Raw genomic sequence first — 17648 nt, forward strand, 5'->3', positions numbered from 1 at the left:
CAAAAACGTCTCATAGGGTACCCTTTTCGTTGTTGTACTGAGTTCTTGCTGCTTGGGTCGGGAGTCAGGCGCCGCTATCAAGCGTGTCCGGCGCCGGACCGGCCCGGGGCGACAGACCTCCTACGCAGAGGCGAGCGCACCTTCCACTGCATCCCGCGAGAGCCGCTCTCCCTCCCTCTGGGCGGGGTCACCGAAGCCGCCGCCGCCAGCGGTCTCGATCACCAATCGGTCGCCGCGGCAAAGGACGATATTGCCCTTGGAAGGCAAGTCGATGGACGCGCCGTCACGCTCCACGAAAAACCGCGAGTTTGCGCCTGGCTTTCCGCCATGCAGACCCCAGGGCCGGAACTTGAAGCGATCGGAGTAGCAATTGAAGGTCACGTCATCATCGAGGATCTGGTAGATGCGCCGTGCCCCCATACCGCCCCGATGAGCGCCGGCTCCTGCGGAGCCGCGACGCAGCGCATACTCCTCGATGCGCATGAAGGGGTAGTCGATCTCCAGACTCTCGATCGGCACGTTCGAGCAGTTTCCGACAAATCCGTCCACGACATCGGCCCCGTCAGCGCCAGCAGAGGCTCCCCAACCGCCGCCGACCACCTCCATGTAGACGCGATAGCGGTCGGGCCCCATGTGGCCCATGCCAATGGCGTTCGTCGTATCGTGACCGGCAGCCAGCACTCGGTCGGGCGCGACGTCTGACATTGCTCGCATGATGGTGTTGTAGATGCGATGACAGGCGGTATTGCGGGCGCGGACCGCGACCGGTTGGCTCGGGTTCAGGAACGAGCCGTGCGGCACGTCGATACGCCTGATCGGCCGATACAGCCCGTCATTCACCGGGATCTGTCCACCGCCGAGCAGAATGGCGAAGGCCCCGTAGGCAGCGGAGATCGTCGAGGCCAACGGAGAGTTGATGATGCCCTTCGACTGCGGGGAGCTCCCCTCGAAATCGATCTCGACGGCGTCGCCGCTAATCGTGATCCTGACGGCGACGCGCAGCGGCTCGTCGGTAAAACCGTTGTCGTCCACGAAGTCTTCCGCTTCGTAGACGCCATCGGGAATGCTGCGAATCCCCTCGCGTGCCAGTCGTTCCGAATAATCCTGCAGTCCCGCGCCCGCGCTGAGCACCGTCTCCTCGCCAAACTGCTCGAGCATTTCGGCGAAGCGCTGCTGCCCTGTCCGGTTGGCGGCCAACTGTGCATAGACATCGCCCATGACCTGATCGGGCGCTCGCACATTGAGACGGATGAACTGCTCCAGCAGACCGTCGCCGAGATCACGCTCGATGTCGAAGCGCGAAAGCGGGATTCGCAGACCTTCCGAGAAGACGTCCGATGCACCGGCATTCGGGCCCGCAGCACCGCCGCCGACATCGATGTGATGGCCGATCGACGCGCTGAAGGCGACGACTTCCCCGTTGTAGATGATCGGCGTGAACAGCACGAAGTCATTCAGGTGCTGGGCGCCGCTGTACGGATCGTTGGTGATCAGCCCTTCGCCGGGGCCTATGGTTGACAGGTCATAGCGCTTGGCGAAAGCCTCGAACACCTTGCCGAACGAGTTCATGTGGATCGGGCAGAACTGGGCCTGCGCCAGAATCCGTCCATTGCGGTCCAGCAGCGAGGTCGAACAGTCCCTCGCCTCGCGGATGATGGTGGAATAGGCTGACCGAACCAGTTTCTCTCCCATCTCCTGCGCGATTCCGTGCAGACCGTTGCTGATGATGCTGAACAGGGCGTGGTCGCTTGCGCTCGACGTGCTCATGCCTGTGTCTCCTTTTCGAGGATCAACGATCCGGTCTCGTGTACAGTCGCACGCCATGCCGGCGGTACGAGCGTGGTGGCAGTTGGCTCCTCCACGATTGCCGGCCCATGCAGGACGTGGCCCTTTGGCAGCGATGCGCGCCAGGCAAACTGACACGGCGTTCGGACGCCGCGGAACGTCACCGCAAACTCTTCGATCTCGGGAGAGACATCGCCGGAGGGGCCGCGAGTCAGTTCCTGCAGGGTGTCGCCATCGGCGGGTATCTGCGCGACGAGTCGCAATGTGACGATCTCCACGGGGTCGCGTGAAACCGAGCCGTAGCGTGCCATGTGTGTCTCACGGAAGAGCCGCTCGAGATAGGCCTGACCCTGCGCAGCAAGCGTTTCCAGGTCGATCTCCGTCAGAAGCTCGAACCCTTGGCCCAGATAGCGCATCTCCAGGGCATGATCGAAAACCAGCTCGTCATGATGGCGACCGAGGCGGGTGAACTCCTCGACCGCACGCTCCCGCATTCTCACGAAGGATGCCGCCACGCGCTCGGCCGCGTGCTCGTCCACCTTCATCAGATGGGTCTCGCGATAGATGCGCTTCAGGTCCGACACGAGCAGGCCGAGCGCCGAGAACAGTCCGGGATGGGGCGGAATGACCACACGTCCGATCTTGAGCTCCTCCGCCGCCAGAGCGCTCATCATTGGCCCCATACCGCCATAGCCGTAGAGCGCGAAGTTCTTCGCGTCGTGGCCGCGCTGGACTGAAACGAGGCGGATACCCTGGCCGATATGGGCAATCGCGATATCGATCATGGCTTGGGCCGACTCCGAAGCCGACGAACCCAGCGTCGCAAGGGCTTCGCTGGCGCGGTCGGGATGCAGCGTCATCTTGCCACCGAGAAACCGGTGAGGCCGGATCCAGCCGAGTTCCACGAGGGCGTCCGTGATCGCCGGATCCGTTCCGCCGTGGCCGTATGACGCGGGCCCAGGTCGGGCGCCAGCCGAGCGCGGTCCCACCTTCAGCATTCCCCCGCGGTCGACATAGCCGAGGCTCCCGCCGCCGGCGCCGATATTGGCGATATCGGTGCTCGGCAGACCCACCGGCAGTCCGTTGACATCCGTTTCAGCCGTGACACCGGCCGTACCATTGCGGATCAGCGCAATGTCGGAACTCGTCCCACCGATATCGAGCGTGATGACGTCGGTATCGCCGACCACCTCCGCCACCCGGACCGCACCGATGACTCCCGCCGCAGGCCCGGAATTGAGCATGTGAACACCGCAGTCGAGGGAACCGCCTACCGGCAGCACGCCGCCGGAAGACTGCATGAGGAAGAGATCGCTCTGCGGGGCATGTTCCGCCATGTGGCGCTCGAGGCGACCGATATACCGGCCTACCAGGGGTGCCAGGTAAGCGGCCATGGCGGTCGTGGACGCGCGCTCGTATTCACGGAACGTTGGCAAGACATCCGATGACAGAATGACCGGCAGATCGGGGAAACGCTCGGCCAGAAGGACACGGACCCTGTCTTCGTGCCGCGGATTGAGATAGGAGTGGAGCAAGCAGACTGCGATGGCCTCGGGCGACTCGCGCTCGATGAGCGCTTCGACCGCGTCGATCAGGGAGGCTTCGTCCAGCGACTCGACAACCTCACCATGCGCATCCAGTCGCTCGGGAACCTCGATCGAGCGATTCAGGGGAATCAGCGGCTGTGGCTTTTCGCAGGCGATCGCGTAGACGTTGGCGCGAAGCTGGCGCTGCAACTCCAGAACATCTCTGAAGCCACGTGTCGTCACGAGTGCAGCGCGACACCCGCGCCGTTCGATGATGGCATTCGTGGCCACGGTCGAACCGTGACAGAGCTCAGACATCTTGGAGAGATCCTCACCCAGCGCCACCTGCAGACCGGAGATCACGCCCTCCGAGGCGTCCTCCGGCGTCGAGGGAACCTTCTGGCTTTTCACCTTTCCCTCTTCGATCCAGATCAGGTCGGTAAATGTCCCCCCGACCTCAACAGCCATCTTTATCATCTTGTTAGATATCATTTTGCTAAATCCACCTTCGTGGTTTGCCATGGTGCTGGAACCGCTGGAAATCAGTGCTCCGTTTCACGACATGTCGGAGTGTCATACCTGCCGTTATTCAAGTGCCCCAGCCTGCGACAAGTAGCCGTGTTCGCTGCCGCGCGAGTTGAAGAAAATCATCGGGGGTCATGTTCGAGCGAGCGCAATATTCCCGAAAATCGTACATCAGCAGCGCATAGACAATATCTGCTGCCACGCCCTCGTCGACGTTCTCACCCAGGCTATTCCGGGTCCGAAAATGTCGCAGAATACGACGCGTGAACGTTTTGAAGACCTCTCTATTCTGATCAATCTCTTCGGACGCTTCGCTGTTTGCCCGAAACTCCGCGGCAAGCATATCGCGCCACAGCGACTTCTCCTGGGGCGTCGTCACGTCACCGATGTCGGCGTACATGAGTTGTGCCAGTGCTTCGGCAAGATCGTCGGGCGGGTTGTCGGCGACAGCCTCATACGCTTGTGAAAGACGTTTGCGATCGTTGGCAAGGATCGCCAGCAGCACGGAGTTCTTGGTAGGGAAATAGTTGTAAACGGTCTTGAGCGAGACATCGGCCCTCTCGGCAATGTCTTCCATTCTGGTCTGTTCGAAGCTCTCCTTGCGCAGCAGAGCGATAGCCGCTCGCAAGATCTCTGCTCGCTGCATCTGCTTTTTGCGCGCGCGTCGATCACTGCTTGGTGACACATCGGCCTCATCCATTTTTTACCCCAATATATTTTTACACTTGCATGTAAAAAACCTGAGGCATGCGCCACTGAGTGTCAAGACTTTTTTGAGACCCGTCGTTATCGGATAAGTAATTTCCACCTGGGGCCGGGCCGGGATATGAGTGCCACGAAGGCAAGAAAGATGGCATGAACCACCCCCAGCCCGCGTCCCTCGGCCCAGGCCTGAAGCGTCCGGATAGCGAGAACCTGAACGCTGGCCTCTTCGGTTGCCGTTCCTGCATGGGTGAGACTCAACCGCCGGCAGCGGCTGAGCAGAGCGGGAGGGAGCTTGTGATCTTCTGGTGCCAGGCTCGAGAACTCCACTCGCCTCGCGCGCACGGTCTGCTGCGAGACGAAGCCGGCCTTTCTCGTCGTATGGAGTGGAAACCGGTCACTTTTGAACGATTTACCTCCTTCAAGCCACACTGCCCCCTATCCCCCGCCCTCGCTGTTCACGTCGTGCCGAAGAGCGCCATGCGCTGGCCATCCCGGCAACGGTCTCCTGGTCGGCTAGAGGAAACGGTTCTGCTCGAGATGGTGACTTTTCGGCGCTAGGCGGGCACGCCAGGTATTGCGGGCCACCAAGCCACTCACACCGCTTCAGGCGCAAGGTGATGGCCTGGTCTTGGCGAATGGAGCGCTCCAGGTAAATCCGACACAGACACTCCAGCAGCAGGTGACAGACCAGCAGGTGCTGGCCGCAGAAGACGTGGGGCGGCGGGAAGAAACCATCGGAGAAGCTAGAAAAGAGCTGCTCGATCTGCCCATCATGCGGCGGGTCCGGGGTGGCGTCGAAGTCGCGGATCGATCGCTTCGTCGGCGGCTGCCGAAAGGCGCGGGCGAACGGCTCGACGATCTCTTCCCGGGTGGTCTTCGACCCTGTCGCCAAGTCGACTGCTCGAAGCGATACCGCTTCGACTGGCTGGTCAGGACACCGGCCGGGATGGCTAGACGGTCCGCCCCCCATTGGCGCAACGCATCCACCTCGCCGCCGGGGTCAGCGAGGCCGCTCAAGCAGATAGTGGACGCCATCGCGGTATCACCCGGCCACGCCTGCGCTTGCGCCGGCCCGGCGGTCCCGGCCATGGTTCGCTCGCGTGTTTCGGGGCGCGAACAGAGCGTGTCGGTCGACCGCTACATCATCGAACGGTCTGAAAGCAGGGAGATCCCGTTTCCGAGAAAGCGGCCTCGGACGTTCGCGTCGACCGACCCGATACGGCGGTAGTGCTCAGGCCGCCGCTCGACGCAAGACACCCCGCGCACACGAGGCGCGACGGGGTGTAATCGAAGCGCCAGGCCCCTTCGACTACGACGGCATGACCGCCAGCCGGCGCCCGGCAGGCGTGCGCAGCAGAAACAGGCCGATGAGGATACCCATCACCGATAGCGCGGCGACATAGATCGCCGGCGACATCGGGTACCAGCGCATCAGCGTGGTGACGATGATCGGTGTGAAGCCGCCGAATACCGCATAGGCAACGTTGTAGGAGAACGACAGCCCGCTGAACCGGACCGCCGCCGGGAACGCCTTGACCGCCACCGCCGGGATGGCGCCGGTGATTCCCACCGCGAAGCCGGCCAGGGCGTAGAGCGGCATCAACTGGTCGGGGCGCTGGCCGACGACACTCATCATCAGCCAGTAGCTCGCGCCCAGCAGTGCGCTCCAGCCGATCAGGGTCGCGCCGCTGCCGAAACGGTCGGCGCACCAGCCGGCGACCACGCAGCCCACGATCAGACACAGGATCGCCACCACGTTGGCCAGCGAGGCGTCCAGCCCGGCGTACTGCGCCGCCAGCAGCGGCGGCGTCATCAACATCACCACGACGATGGCCGCGGTCAGGATCCAGCTGACAGCCATGGCCAGCAGTACGCCGCCCAGGTGGTCGCGAAGTACCGCCTTGACCGGCAGCTCGGCAGCCAGCGCCCGGCGCTCGCGCATCTCGGCGAAGACCGGGGTCTCGCGCAGCCAGCGACGCAGGTAGACCGCGATCAACCCGAAGCCCCCGCCGATCACGAACGGGATTCGCCACGCCCCTTCAGCCAGCTCGCCGACCGAGTAGTGCGATTTCATCGCCGCCGACACCAGCGAACCGATCAGGATCCCCGCCGCCAGCCCCGCCGACAGCGTGCCGCAGGCAAGCCCGACATGACGACGCTGGACATGCTCGGTGACGAACACCCAGGCGCCGGGCACCTCGCCACCCACGGCCGCCCCCTGGAGCATGCGCAACAGGACCAGCAGCAGCGGCGCCAGATAGCCGATGGTGTGGTAGGTCGGCAGGCAACCGATCGCCAGCGTCGGCAGTGCCATCAGCAAGATCGACAACGTGAACATCCGCTTGCGCCCCAGCAGGTCGCCGAAGTGGGCCATCACGATGCCGCCCAGGGGACGCACCAGATAGCCGGCGGCGAAGATGCCGAAGGTCTGGGTCTGGCGCAGCCACTCCGGCATGTCCGGCGGGAAGAACAGTTGCCCGATCACCGTGGCGAAGTAGACGAAGATGATGAAGTCGTAGAACTCCAGCGCGCCCCCGAGCGCGGAGAGCGACAGCGTCTTGACGTCGCCTCGCGATAGAGGCCGGTTGGCGCTCGCGCCGGTAGCATTGTCGGATAACGGTGTATGGGCCACGGTCTCTTCCACGAAAGACGCCACCCGCGGGTGGCGCCGTCTTGACTATCGGTCGACAGGCGGTCGTCACGGCCACCGGGTTTCCGGCCCCAATGGCCACCGCCCGGTCAGGCGCGAGACCGCCGCGGAATCAGTTCTGCATCAACGCCAGGCGCTGCCCGCTTGGCGCGCGCAGCAGGAACAGGCCGATCACCACGCCGAGCGTCGCCAGTGCGGCGATATAGTAGGCCGGCGCGGCGGGATGACTGGCCATCAACGTCGACACCACCACCGGGGTGAAACCGCCGAAGATCGCATAGGCGACGTTGTAGGAGAACGACAGGCCCGAGAATCGCACCGCTGCCGGGAACGACTTGACCGCAATGGTGGGTACCACGCCGACGATGCCGACGCCGAACCCGGCCAGGCAGTAGAGCGGCGTCAGTTGATCGGGACGGGTCGGCACCGTATGCATCATCACCCAGTAGCCGACGCCCAGCAGCAGGCTCCAAACGATGATCGTGATCCCGCTGCCGAGACGATCGCAGCACCAGCCCGAGACCACGCAGCCGATGATCACGCAGACGATGGCCCAGACATTGGCCAGCGAGGCGTCGATGCCGTAGAGCGTCTGCAGCAGGCTCGGCGTCATCAGCACCACCACCACCACCGCGCCGGTGAGAATCCAGGTCACCGCCATCGACAGTACGACGCTGTCCAGGTGGCGGCTGAGCACGCGCTTGACCGGCAGACCGTCGGAGAGCGCTTTCTTGGCGCGCATCTCGGCGAACACCGGCGTCTCTTCCAGGTAACGGCGCAGATAGACTGCCAGGAAACCGAAGACGCCACCGATCAGGAACGGCACCCGCCAGCCGTAGGCGTTCATCTCCTCCGGCGTGTAGTACGACTTCAGGAACGCCGAGATCACCGACCCGATCAGGATGCCGGCAACCAGCCCGGAAGCCAGCGTGCCGCAGGCCAGGCCCACGTCCTTGCGCGAGACGTGCTCGGTCACGAACACCCAGGCGCCGGGGACCTCGCCGCCCACCGCCGCGCCCTGCAGGATCCGCATCAGCACCAGCAGCAGTGGCGCCAGGTAGCCGATGGTGTCGTAGGTCGGCAGGCAGCCGATCAGCAGCGTCGGCACCGACATCAGGAAGATCGACAGCGTGAACATCCGCTTGCGGCCCAGCAGGTCGCCGAAGTGCGCCATGATGATGCCGCCCAGCGGCCGCGCCAGATAGCCGGCGGCGAAGATGCCGTAGGTCTGGACCATGCGCAGCCACTCCGGCATGTCGGGCGGGAAGAACAGGTGCCCGATCACCGTGGCAAAGTAGACGAAGATGATGAAATCGTAGAACTCCAGCGCGCCACCCAGGGCGGATAGCGACAGGACCTTGATGTCACCGCGTGACAAGGGACGCGACGGAGCCGCATCGTATTGTGGTGCGTTAGCCATGGCCGTGTTCTTTTTCTGAGGCGTTGAAACGTGCAGTTGTCCGGTAGCCAACGTGCGTCACGGATGCTCGACAGAGGATGCCGCCCGGCGCATGAAGGGGCCACGACATTACCAGACTTTGCCAGTTCCGTCAGCGGCACGCCGGGGCGCGAGCCGCACCCCGGCGCAAAAAAAACCGGCCTCGAGGGCCGGTTCTTCCCGTCGCCGACGCTCAGCTTTCCAGCTTGGCGTCCAGCGAGATCTTGGCATTCAGCAATTTGGAGATCGGGCACCCTTCCTTGGCCTTCTGGGCGGCGCTGTCGAAGGTCGCCTGATCGGCACCCGGAATCTTGGCCACGGTCTTGAGCTGGACTTCGGTGATGGTGAAGCCGCTGTCGTCCTGCTCCATGATCACGGTCGCGTCGGTCTTGATGCTATCGGGCTCGATGCCCTCCTCGCCCAGCATCATCGACAGCGCCATCGAGAAACAGCTGGCATGGGCAGAGGCGATCAGCTCTTCGGGATTGGTGCCCGGCTGGCCCTCGAAACGGGTATTGAAACCGTAGGGATTCTGCTTGAGCGCGCCACTCTCGGTGGACACGACGCCCTTGCCCTTCTTCAGGCTACCCTTCCATTCGGCGGATCCGGATTTCTTGATCGTCATCGTCAGCTCCTTCTGGTTTGATGTGACGTTTCGATGCAATCGACCATCACAGTGGATGGGCGACGATCAGTGTAGACCACATTGCTCGAAGGTCATCCCCGCCGTCTCACCCTTCACCCCTTCAGCGCCGCCAGCGCTGCATCGTAGTCGGGCTCGTTCTTGATCTCGCTGACCAGTTCGGCGTGTACGACCCTGTCCTGCTCGTCCAGCACGATCACCGCGCGGGCGCACAGTCCGGCCATGGCCCCACTCTGCAGCGCGACACCGTAGCTTTCACGGAACTCGGGATGGCGGAAGCTGGAGAGCGTGACGACGCGATCCAGGCCCTCGGCGCCGCAGAATCGGCTCTGCGCAAACGGCAGGTCCGCCGACACCACCAGCACCACGGTGTTGTCGAGCCCGCTGGCGTACTCGTTGAACTTGCGCGTGGACATTGCGCAGGTCTTGGTATCGACGCTGGGAATGATGTTGAGCACCTTGGATCGGCCGGAGAAGTCCCCCAGCGACACCTCCTCGAGCTCGGCATTGGTCAGGGTAAAGTCGGGGGCTCTGTCGCCAACGGTGGGGAAGTCACCGCCAACCTCGACGGCCACGCCGCCTCGCGTCACGCTCTGCATGATGTCTCTCCGAAAGGAACGATTCAAAGACGGAACGATGGAAAACCGTGAGCGCGATATCGGACGACATCGGCCCCACCGATCAGCATAGCCTATTCGCCGGGCTCGCCGGACGATCGGTCCAGCAACTCTCGGGATCTCGCCAGCGCCGCCGAGCCGGGTTCGCGCAACAGCGCCATGTTGCGCTCGGGAATACCTTCGGGGTCGGCATGGTGCGCGATCGCCCGCTCGAGCTCGGCCTCCCGCAGGATGTGCAGCATCGGCAAGGGGGAACGGTTGGTGGCGTTGGCGGGATCGGTCGCCTCGACGCCCTCGAACACATAGTCCGGGTGGAAACTGGCCAACTGATAGATGCCGACATAGCCCTGATCTTCCAGCAGCCGCTCGGCCAGCTCGAGCCAGTCCAGATAGTCGTCGAAGTCATCCATGCCCATAGGGGCGATCAGCAGCGTGGTGGCAATATCGGCGTCCGCATCGAGACGCCGGCATTCGGCCACCAGCTCGTGGAGCAGCCCTTCCAGGTCGCTGGCCTCGGCCAAGGCGTAGTGAATGGCACCCCGGCGCATCTCGCGCCCAGCGAAAGGACAGATATCGTGGGCCACGACGAAGGATTCGACCCAGGCCCGGGTCCGATTGAGCGCAGAGGGTTCGATGGCGATTCTCCTGAGACCGGTGGACGATAGCCGCGAGACGTTCACCCTCACCGCGAAGGCGTTAACAGGAAACCAACGGAGGGGTCACATCAGTCGAGCAACGTTACACGGTTGTCGACAAAGGGGTTTGCGAAACTCGCGAGTGGCGACCAGCATAACAGTAGTGCCTCAACCGACAGGGAGTTTTCCATGCCACGGCAGACACCACGGATCGAATTGCCCGAATGCCGGAACGCCCCATCGGTCGCCTTGCCGGCGATCGGCCAGGGAACCTGGTACATGGGCGAGAATCGGGTGCCGCGCCAGCAGGAGGTGGCGGCGCTGCGCCACGGCCTGGACCTGGGCCTGACGCTGATCGATACGGCCGAGATGTATGGCGACGGCGGTGCCGAAGAGGTCGTCGGCGAGGCGATACGCGATCGGCGCGACGACGCCTTCGTGGTCTCCAAGGTCTACCCTTGGAACGCCGGCCGGGACAGCGCCATCGCCGCCTGCGAAGGCAGCCTCGAGCGGCTGGGGATCGAATCGCTCGATCTCTACCTGCTGCACTGGCCCGGCAGCATTCCCCTGGAAGAGACCTTCGAGGCGTTCGAGCGGCTGCGCGATCAGGGCAAGATTCGCCGGTTCGGCGTTTCCAACTTCGATGCCGGCAATCTTAGGGCCATGGAAGCCCTGCCGGCCGCCGGCGACTGCGCGACCAATCAGGTGCTCTATCACCTCGGTTCCCGCGGCATCGAGGTCGACGTGATTCCCTGGATGCAGGATCACCATATCCCGGTCATGGCCTACTGTCCGCTTGCCCAGGGCGGCCGACTGCGCGCCAAGCTGCTCTCCTCCACGGTGGTCAACGAGATCGCCGACAAGCATGGCGCCAGCGCCGCCCAGATCCTGCTGGCCTGGACCATTCGCCCCGTCGGCGGCCACCGCGAGGGGCCAAGATCCGTCGTCGCCATTCCCAAGGCGTCGACCCTGGCCCACGTCGACGCCAATGCGGACGCCTTGAACATCGCCCTCGACGACGACGATCTCACCCGGCTCGATGACGCCTTCCCGGCGCCCCGGGAGCCGGTATCGCTGGATATCGTCTAGCCGCGCGCCGAGGACGCATGCGCCAGGTGCCGCCACTGGCAGGCCGGACGCCGCCGATCAAAGGGAGAGCGCGCAGCGAAAGCCGATATTGCCCGAGGAGGAGTCCGGCGTGTTGCGGGTACGCGCCGCCACCCTGTAGCGGTTGCAGTAGGAGGCATGACACAGATAGGAGCCGCCGCGCATGACCCGGCTCTGGCCACTTGCCGGCCCGACAGGGTCGGCCGGCACGGGCGTGGGGTGATCGACGCCAAACCAGTCGGCGCACCACTCCCAGACGTTGCCGCTGGCGTTGAAGATACCGTAGCCGTTGGGCGCAAACGCATCGACCGGACAGGTGCCCATGAAGCCATCTGCACCGGTATTGCATGTCGGGAACTCGCCCTGCCAGATATTGCAGCGGTGCTGCCCGCCGGGCGTCAGCTCATTCCCCCAGGGGTAGCGCTGCTGGTACAGGCCGCCTCGCGCCATGAACTCCCACTCGGCCTCGCTCGGCAGGCGCTTGCCGGCCCAGCGGCAGTACGCCAGGGCGTCATTGTGCGAGACGTGGACCACCGGATGGTCGCCCCGCCCCGCCAGTGAACTCCCCTGCCCCTCGGGCCGATGCCAGCAGGCGTCCCTGATCGCCAGCCACCAGGGGGTGCCCGGCACGCTGCCCACCACCTGCTCGGGATCGGGCTGGGCGACCAAGCCCTCGAACACGAACGACCAGCCGAAGTGCTCCGCATCCGTAAGATAGCCCGTGACCCGCACGAACTCGGCGAAGGCGTCGTTGCTGACAGCACAGGCGTCGATCAAAAACGGCGCGAGGCCGACCTCCCTTATGGGCCCCTCGCCATCCTGCGGGAAGCCGTCCGCCTCATCGGTACCCATCAGAAATCGCCCCCCCGGCAGGGAGCACATGCCGCGCGTGTCGGCAGCGGATCGACGCGGCACGACAGCGGTTGCCGTGCGTTCCATGGTCCCCTGCGGGCGCGAGGCTGCGCAGCAGGGTGAAGAAGGCCTCGAGGTCATGATGGTTTCCAGGCAGATAGGCTTGCAGCGGTACACAGGGTACGCCACGACCGTACAATGGCGTCAGGAAATCCGCCACTGCACATCGACGCGGCGATGGCGTCAAGCGCCGAGACACCCATTCACACTCCATGGAAGGCAGGGACATGAAACGAGTGACCTTGAGCCAAGTCGCCGCCCACGCCGGCGTCTCGCGTGCCACAGCGTCGCTGGTGGTTCGCGGTGAGGGGCGTATCAGCGCCGAGACCCGGGCCCATGTCCAGCAGGTCATGCAGAACCTGGGCTATGTCTATCACCGTGGCGCGGCGGCCCTGCGCGAACAGCGCAGCGGCGTCGTCGGCCTGCTGGTCACGCAGCTCTCCAACCCCTTTCACGCCGCCATGGCGGTACATTTCGAGCAGACCCTGGCCGAGGCGGGCTATCTGACCATGCTCGCCAATACCTTCGACAGCCCCGAACGCGAGCGCTCCCTGATTCGGTCGATGCGCGAGATGCCGGTCGATGCGCTCGTGCATGTACCGACGTCGGCGGATCGTTGCGAGGACGCGGCGCGGTTGCCGAACGGCTACTGGCCCAACCTGGCACTCACGCGTCGGCCACATGCCGACACCGCCTGGATCGGGCAGAACGACACGCGCGGTGGCGCGCTCGCCGCCGAACACCTGAGTCAGGTCCACGACTGTCGCCGCCTGGTCTATCTGGGGGGTCCGGAAGGCGCCTCGGTGCGCTCGGAAAGGATGCAGGGCGTCGAACAGGCCATCGAGGCGGCTGGCGGACACCTGGTGGCCAGCATGACGGGGCATGCCAGTGTCCAGGGCGGCCTGCAGCTGGCCGAACGCTGGCTGGATAGCGATATCTCCACCGATGGCGTGATCTGCCACAGCGACATCATCGCCTTCGCCCTGATTGCGGCCTGTCGTCAGCGATACGGCCATATCCCCTGGCCCATCATCGGCTTCGACGGCCTGGAAGAGTCCGCTCTCTATGACCCACCGCTGACCACCGTCACGGTCGGCCCCGAGGAGATGGGAGCGCTGGCTGCCCGGCGCATCCTGGCGCTGCTCGACAAGCAGGAGATACCGCAGGAGCAGCGTCTCGACCCGGTGCTGGTGGTGCGAGCGTCCTGCGGTTGCCACGTTTAGAACGACACGCCAGACGAAGGACTGACTCCCAGGCTCAGCCGATCGTCTGCCGCTGTCACTCTGCGATAACCGGCCAGATCGTGAAGGTGCGAGCGAACTTACTGCGGCCGCCACGTTGACCACGAGACGCCAGACAAAGGTCTAATTGCGAGATCCCCCATGACTCCATAGCGTGCCAGGTAGATCGATCTACCAACCACTGATTGGAGCGTCTCATGACAGCGCCTGACGGCACACGCCCGGACATCGTTCTGATTCACTGCCACGACCTGGGCCGCTGGCTCTCCTGTTACGGCCTGTCCTCCGTACCGAGCCCTTGTCTAGCGCGCTTCGCGCAGCATGCGACGGTGTTCGACAACGCCCACGCGGCCGCCCCGCTCTGCTCGCCGGCTCGGGGCGCGCTCTTCACCGGCCTGTCACCGCACCGCAACGGCATCCAAGGCCTGGCGCACGATGCCTGGCGGTATCGCGAAAATGTCCTGACGGCGCCGGAGCACCTGCGCGCGCAGGGCTATCGCTCCACCCTCATCGGGCTGCAGCACGAGCACGTCGATCCGGATGTGCTGGGGTACGACGAGGTCGCAGGGGCCGGTTTTCTCCCCCGTGCCCACCAGGTCGTGGACGCGGCCAGAAGCTGGCTCTCCGCCCAGCCACCGCGCGAGGCGCGTGCCCCACTGTTTGCGGCGATCGGCGTGTGGGAGGTGCATCGCCCGTGGCCGGAAACCGATTACACCCCGGCAGACCCTGCCACGGTCGAGGTGCCGGCCTTCTTGCCGGACACGCCCGAGACACGCCAGGATATCGCGGCATTCCACGGTTCGATCCAGCAGCTGGACCAGGCCATGGGGCGGCTGTTCGAAGCGCTGGACGCGAGCCTCGATCCCGCCAATACCCTGATCATCTTCACCACCGATCACGGCACGGCATTCCCACGCGCCAAGAGCACCCTGTATGACGCCGGCACCGGGGTCAGTCTGCTGGTGCGCACGCCTGGCGCCTGGGGCGAGGCGCCGGCCCGGGTCGACAGCATCGCCAGCCATGTCGACATCCTGCCTACCCTGCTCGAGGTGGCCGGCGGCCCGGCCAATCCGTCACTGGAAGGGCGCTCGCTGCTGCCCCTGCTCGTGGCCGGCGACACCACGGCCGCAGAGGAGCGGATGATCTTCACCGAGAAGACCTATCACGACAATTACGACCCCAAGCGCGCCGTACGCACCCGGGACTTCGCCCTGATCCGCAACTTCACCCCGGGGCCGAAGCTGGCGCTGTCGCTGGATCTGGAGCACAGCTCGACCCGCCAGGGGATGGGTGATGCCCACCTGGAAGCGCGCGACATGATCGAGCTGTACGACCGTCGCAGCGATCCCTACGAGCTCAACAATGTGTTCGATCAGCCCGCCTATGCAGAGGTACAGGCCCGGCTTTCGAAGGCCCTGGAGGCGTGGATGAACGATACCCGGGACCCGCTGCTCGAGGGCCCGATAGCGCCCCCCGCACGCCGTACGCGCACCCTGGACGCCCTGCCGCCGCTCGCCGCGAGCGCCAAGCCACCCGCCTCGGGAGCCTCCTCATGAGCGACTCGACGACACTGCCCGGCACCGCCGGGGCACGCTCTCCCCTCGTGATCTTCGGCCTGGGGGCGCTGGCCGAACTGCTCTTTGGCTACGACCTGGGCATCATCGGCGTGGCACTGCTCTCGATCGAACAGGACTTCGCCCTGGATACGATCACCCGGGGGCTGGTGGTCAGCTCCATTCTGTTCGGTGCCACCCTCGGGGTCGGCGTGGCGGGCTGGTTGTCCGACCGTCTCGGGCGCAAGCCGGCGCTGATACTCACTGGCGTGATTTTTGCCCTCAGCGGCGTGGTCGCCGCGCTCGCCCCCAACGTCGAGTCGCTGATCGCGGCGCGCATGATCATGGGGCTGGGCGTGGGCGCCTCGGCAGTGGTGGTCTCGGTCTACCTGGTGGAGGTGGCACCGACCCACCTGCGCGGGCGAGTCGGTGCCATGGGCCAGCTGATGGTAGTCTCGGGCATCCTGCTGGCCTATCTGGTGGGCTACGCCCTGCAGCCCTTCCATGCCTGGCGCTGGATGATCGGTCTCTCCGCCATCCCGGCCATTGCCCTGCTCATCGGGCTGGCCTTCATGCCCGAAACGCCACGCTGGCTGGTCATGCGCGACCGCCTCGAGGCGGCGCGCCGGGCGCTCACGATGCTGGGTCGGGCGTCACACGAGGTCGATACCGAACTCGATGAGCTGGTCAGAGCCCATCGTGCCGGCACCATCAACGGCCCCGCCAAGAGTTCGGTGATCAAGCAGATGCTGGCGCCCAGGCTACGTTCGGCCTCGCTGGCCGCCGCCGCCGTGGCGATTCTGGTTCAGTTCATCGGCGTCAATTCGATCATCTACTACGCCCCGACGACGCTCTCCCGCGCCGGTTTCGGCGACGCCGCCGCGGTGACCGCCAACCTCGGCATTGGCGTGGTCAATCTGGTATTCACGATCATCGGCGTGCTGATCATGGACCGCTTCTCGCGCAAGCGCCTGATGGGCATGGGCGCCCTCGTCATGCTCTGCACCATGGGGCTGCTGGGGCTCTATGCCGCGCTGCAGCCGGCACCGTCCATGACGGGTGCCTGGATCAACCTGCTGGGCATGATGCTCTTCTTCGCGGCCTTTGCGCTCTCCTGGGGGGTCTGCGTGCGGGTGGTGATTTCGGAGCTTTTCCCCTCGTCGATTCGCGGCACGGCGGCCGGACTGATTCTGGTGCTCAACTGGCTGGCCAATTTCGTCGTGGGGCAGGCCTTCCCCTCCCTGCTGGATTACAGCGCCTCGCTGAGTTTCTTCCTGTTTGCCGGCGTCGGCGTCCTGGCGTGGCTGTTCGTCACTTTCTATCTGCCGGAAACCGGCAGCGGTCGGAGCCTGGAGGAGATACAGGAGAAGGCGTGATGCCGGGGCCGGTGCAGGGCCGGCCCCTCGACTCACAGCGATAGCTGCCCGCTGACCGCCACCTCGCCCTTCCTCGATGCCAGCCGATCCGCCAGCCGGGTCGGCTCCGGCAGCTTGGTCCGACCCAGGCAGCGCACCACCCAGTCGACCGCGGTGGGCAGAGAGAGCCGGTGCCCCGGCGACACGAACAGCGGCTTCACCCCCTCCCGCGAGCGCAGCACCGCGCCGATGGTGACCCGGCCGCGCGCATCGACACTGACGTCGCTCGGATCCTCTTCGCGCCGCCGGTCGGTCAGCGGCGCCCACTCCCCCTTGGCCGACGGCACCTCGCCGAACTGGCCGCACAGCCGGCTCTTGCCCACGCCGATGGTCGGCAGATCGAGCCACAGCCCCAGGTGCGAGGCGATGCCCAGACGGCGCGGATGGGCGATGCCCTGGCCGTCGACCATGATCAGATCCGGGCGCTGCGACAACTGCTCGAACGCTCCCAGCGCCGCCGGTATCTCGCGAAACGACAGCAGCCCCGGCACATAGGGCATGCGCGTCGGCTCGCGATGCACCACCTGCTCCACCAGCGTGAGCGACGGCCACTCCAGCAGCACCAGCGCCGCGCGGGTGGTCTCCCCGCCATCTTCGAAGCCGATATCCATGCCGGCGATCAGGCCCACCTCGCCCAGCGTATCCTCGCGCCTGACGCTCGGTGCCAGCCGCTTCTGCAGGGCGATCGCCGCCTCCGGCGTCAGATTCCAGTCATGTAGTGCCATCGCCGTCTTGCCCTCCCGTGCTGTCGACGTCCAGAAGCCTAGTCATGGCGTCCACGTCTCTCCAATGCAGCGCACCTTCGATCCTCCCATGGTCGTTCTTTTCCGCTGCCGATCTTCTCCGAGGCGATCGTCGCGTTACACTTGGCGTCGCTTTTTCCGCTTCACTCTCTC

The 17648-nt window shown here is 65.0% G+C and carries 15 protein-coding genes; 4 read left to right on the forward strand and 11 right to left on the reverse strand.

The genetic code is table 11. From position 1 onward, the window contains the following. Window positions 1-120: 120 nt before the first annotated feature. The 9 genes from DOM45_RS20265 to DOM45_RS04530 all read right to left on the reverse strand — a co-directional run bounded on the left by DOM45_RS20265 (window position 121) and on the right by DOM45_RS04530 (window position 10569). Window positions 121-1824 (reverse strand): hydantoinase B/oxoprolinase family protein, encoded by a 1704-nt coding sequence (locus tag DOM45_RS20265; protein WP_110598331.1) that lies wholly within the window; start codon window positions 1822-1824, stop codon window positions 121-123. Continuing rightward, a complete protein-coding gene (locus DOM45_RS04495) occupies window positions 1764-3779 on the reverse strand; it encodes a hydantoinase/oxoprolinase family protein (RefSeq protein ID WP_162302598.1) in 2016 nt (671 codons plus the stop codon). The genes DOM45_RS20265 and DOM45_RS04495 overlap by 61 nt, the downstream gene beginning before the upstream one ends. Window positions 3780-3900: 121 nt before the next feature. Continuing rightward, the gene (locus tag DOM45_RS04500) at window positions 3901-4536 is read right to left on the reverse strand and encodes a TetR/AcrR family transcriptional regulator (protein ID WP_110598333.1); all 636 of its coding nucleotides are present in this window, start codon (window positions 4534-4536) and stop codon (window positions 3901-3903) included. A 423-nt stretch (window positions 4537-4959) separates the two neighbouring features. Next, the gene (locus DOM45_RS04505; protein WP_110598334.1) at window positions 4960-5433 is read right to left on the reverse strand and encodes a hypothetical protein; all 474 of its coding nucleotides are present in this window, start codon (window positions 5431-5433) and stop codon (window positions 4960-4962) included. A gap of 417 nt (window positions 5434-5850) precedes the next feature. After that, window positions 5851-7173 carry an MFS transporter gene (locus DOM45_RS04510; protein WP_110598335.1) on the reverse strand — a complete coding sequence of 441 codons (1323 nt, stop codon included), beginning with the start codon at window positions 7171-7173 and terminating at the stop codon, window positions 5851-5853. A gap of 130 nt (window positions 7174-7303) precedes the next feature. After that, window positions 7304-8611, reverse strand: coding sequence for an MFS transporter (locus DOM45_RS04515; protein WP_110598336.1), 1308 nt, complete (start codon window positions 8609-8611; stop codon window positions 7304-7306). A 211-nt stretch (window positions 8612-8822) separates the two neighbouring features. Then, window positions 8823-9254: an OsmC family protein gene (locus DOM45_RS04520; protein ID WP_110598337.1), complete on the reverse strand. Its 432-nt coding sequence runs from the start codon at window positions 9252-9254 to the stop codon at window positions 8823-8825. 113 nt (window positions 9255-9367) lie between these two features. Further along, a complete protein-coding gene (gene tpx / locus DOM45_RS04525) occupies window positions 9368-9871 on the reverse strand; it encodes a thiol peroxidase (protein ID WP_110598338.1) in 504 nt (167 codons plus the stop codon). Window positions 9872-9963: 92 nt separating this feature from the next. After that, window positions 9964-10569: a DUF1415 domain-containing protein gene (locus DOM45_RS04530; protein ID WP_240612289.1), complete on the reverse strand. Its 606-nt coding sequence runs from the start codon at window positions 10567-10569 to the stop codon at window positions 9964-9966. A gap of 144 nt (window positions 10570-10713) precedes the next feature. Here DOM45_RS04530 and DOM45_RS04535 point away from each other — a divergent pair, with 144 nt between their 5' ends. Continuing rightward, window positions 10714-11613 (forward strand): aldo/keto reductase, encoded by a 900-nt coding sequence (locus DOM45_RS04535; RefSeq protein WP_110598339.1) that lies wholly within the window; start codon window positions 10714-10716, stop codon window positions 11611-11613. Between the two features lie 57 nt (window positions 11614-11670). Here the strand turns inward: DOM45_RS04535 and DOM45_RS04540 are convergent, their stop codons facing one another. Then, window positions 11671-12570, reverse strand: a complete 900-nt coding sequence (locus DOM45_RS04540; RefSeq protein WP_205909394.1) for a formylglycine-generating enzyme family protein — start codon at window positions 12568-12570, stop codon at window positions 11671-11673. Window positions 12571-12770: 200 nt separating this feature from the next. On the opposite strand from DOM45_RS04540, the gene DOM45_RS04545 reads away from it, so the two are divergent. From DOM45_RS04545 to DOM45_RS04555, 3 genes are all read left to right on the forward strand, one after another. Beyond that, window positions 12771-13766, forward strand: coding sequence for a LacI family DNA-binding transcriptional regulator (locus tag DOM45_RS04545; protein ID WP_162302599.1), 996 nt, complete (start codon window positions 12771-12773; stop codon window positions 13764-13766). A 215-nt stretch (window positions 13767-13981) separates the two neighbouring features. Continuing rightward, the gene (locus tag DOM45_RS04550) at window positions 13982-15340 is read left to right on the forward strand and encodes a sulfatase family protein (RefSeq protein WP_110598342.1); all 1359 of its coding nucleotides are present in this window, start codon (window positions 13982-13984) and stop codon (window positions 15338-15340) included. Beyond that, window positions 15337-16713 (forward strand): sugar porter family MFS transporter, encoded by a 1377-nt coding sequence (locus tag DOM45_RS04555; RefSeq protein WP_110598343.1) that lies wholly within the window; start codon window positions 15337-15339, stop codon window positions 16711-16713. Before DOM45_RS04550 ends, DOM45_RS04555 begins: the two co-directional genes overlap by 4 nt. Before the next feature lie 32 nt (window positions 16714-16745). On the opposite strand, the gene nfi is transcribed toward DOM45_RS04555, so the two are convergent. Then, entirely contained in the window at window positions 16746-17477 is a 732-nt protein-coding gene (gene nfi, locus DOM45_RS04560) for a deoxyribonuclease V (protein WP_110598344.1), read from the reverse strand. Window positions 17478-17648 lie beyond the last annotated feature (171 nt).

Origin of the sequence: Salinicola lusitanus (genome assembly GCF_003206045.1) — a bacterium.
Classification (GTDB): Bacteria; Pseudomonadota; Gammaproteobacteria; order Pseudomonadales; family Halomonadaceae; genus Salinicola; species Salinicola lusitanus.

Coding starts and splice junctions, on each gene's coding strand:
- DOM45_RS04500 (WP_110598333.1), bottom strand. CDS start 4,536: ATGGATGAGGCCGATGTGTCACCAAGCAGTGATCGACGCGCGCGCAAA.
- nfi (WP_110598344.1), bottom strand. CDS start 17,477: ATGGCACTACATGACTGGAATCTGACGCCGGAGGCGGCGATCGCCCTG.
- DOM45_RS04495 (WP_162302598.1), bottom strand. CDS start 3,779: ATGGCTGTTGAGGTCGGGGGGACATTTACCGACCTGATCTGGATCGAA.
- DOM45_RS04555 (WP_110598343.1), top strand. CDS start 15,337: ATGAGCGACTCGACGACACTGCCCGGCACCGCCGGGGCACGCTCTCCC.
- DOM45_RS04540 (WP_205909394.1), bottom strand. CDS start 12,570: ATGGAACGCACGGCAACCGCTGTCGTGCCGCGTCGATCCGCTGCCGAC.
- DOM45_RS04520 (WP_110598337.1), bottom strand. CDS start 9,254: ATGACGATCAAGAAATCCGGATCCGCCGAATGGAAGGGTAGCCTGAAG.
- DOM45_RS04545 (WP_162302599.1), top strand. CDS start 12,771: ATGAAACGAGTGACCTTGAGCCAAGTCGCCGCCCACGCCGGCGTCTCG.
- DOM45_RS04550 (WP_110598342.1), top strand. CDS start 13,982: ATGACAGCGCCTGACGGCACACGCCCGGACATCGTTCTGATTCACTGC.
- DOM45_RS04515 (WP_110598336.1), bottom strand. CDS start 8,611: ATGGCTAACGCACCACAATACGATGCGGCTCCGTCGCGTCCCTTGTCA.
- tpx (WP_110598338.1), bottom strand. CDS start 9,871: ATGCAGAGCGTGACGCGAGGCGGCGTGGCCGTCGAGGTTGGCGGTGAC.
- DOM45_RS04535 (WP_110598339.1), top strand. CDS start 10,714: ATGCCACGGCAGACACCACGGATCGAATTGCCCGAATGCCGGAACGCC.
- DOM45_RS20265 (WP_110598331.1), bottom strand. CDS start 1,824: ATGGCGTGCGACTGTACACGAGACCGGATCGTTGATCCTCGAAAAGGA.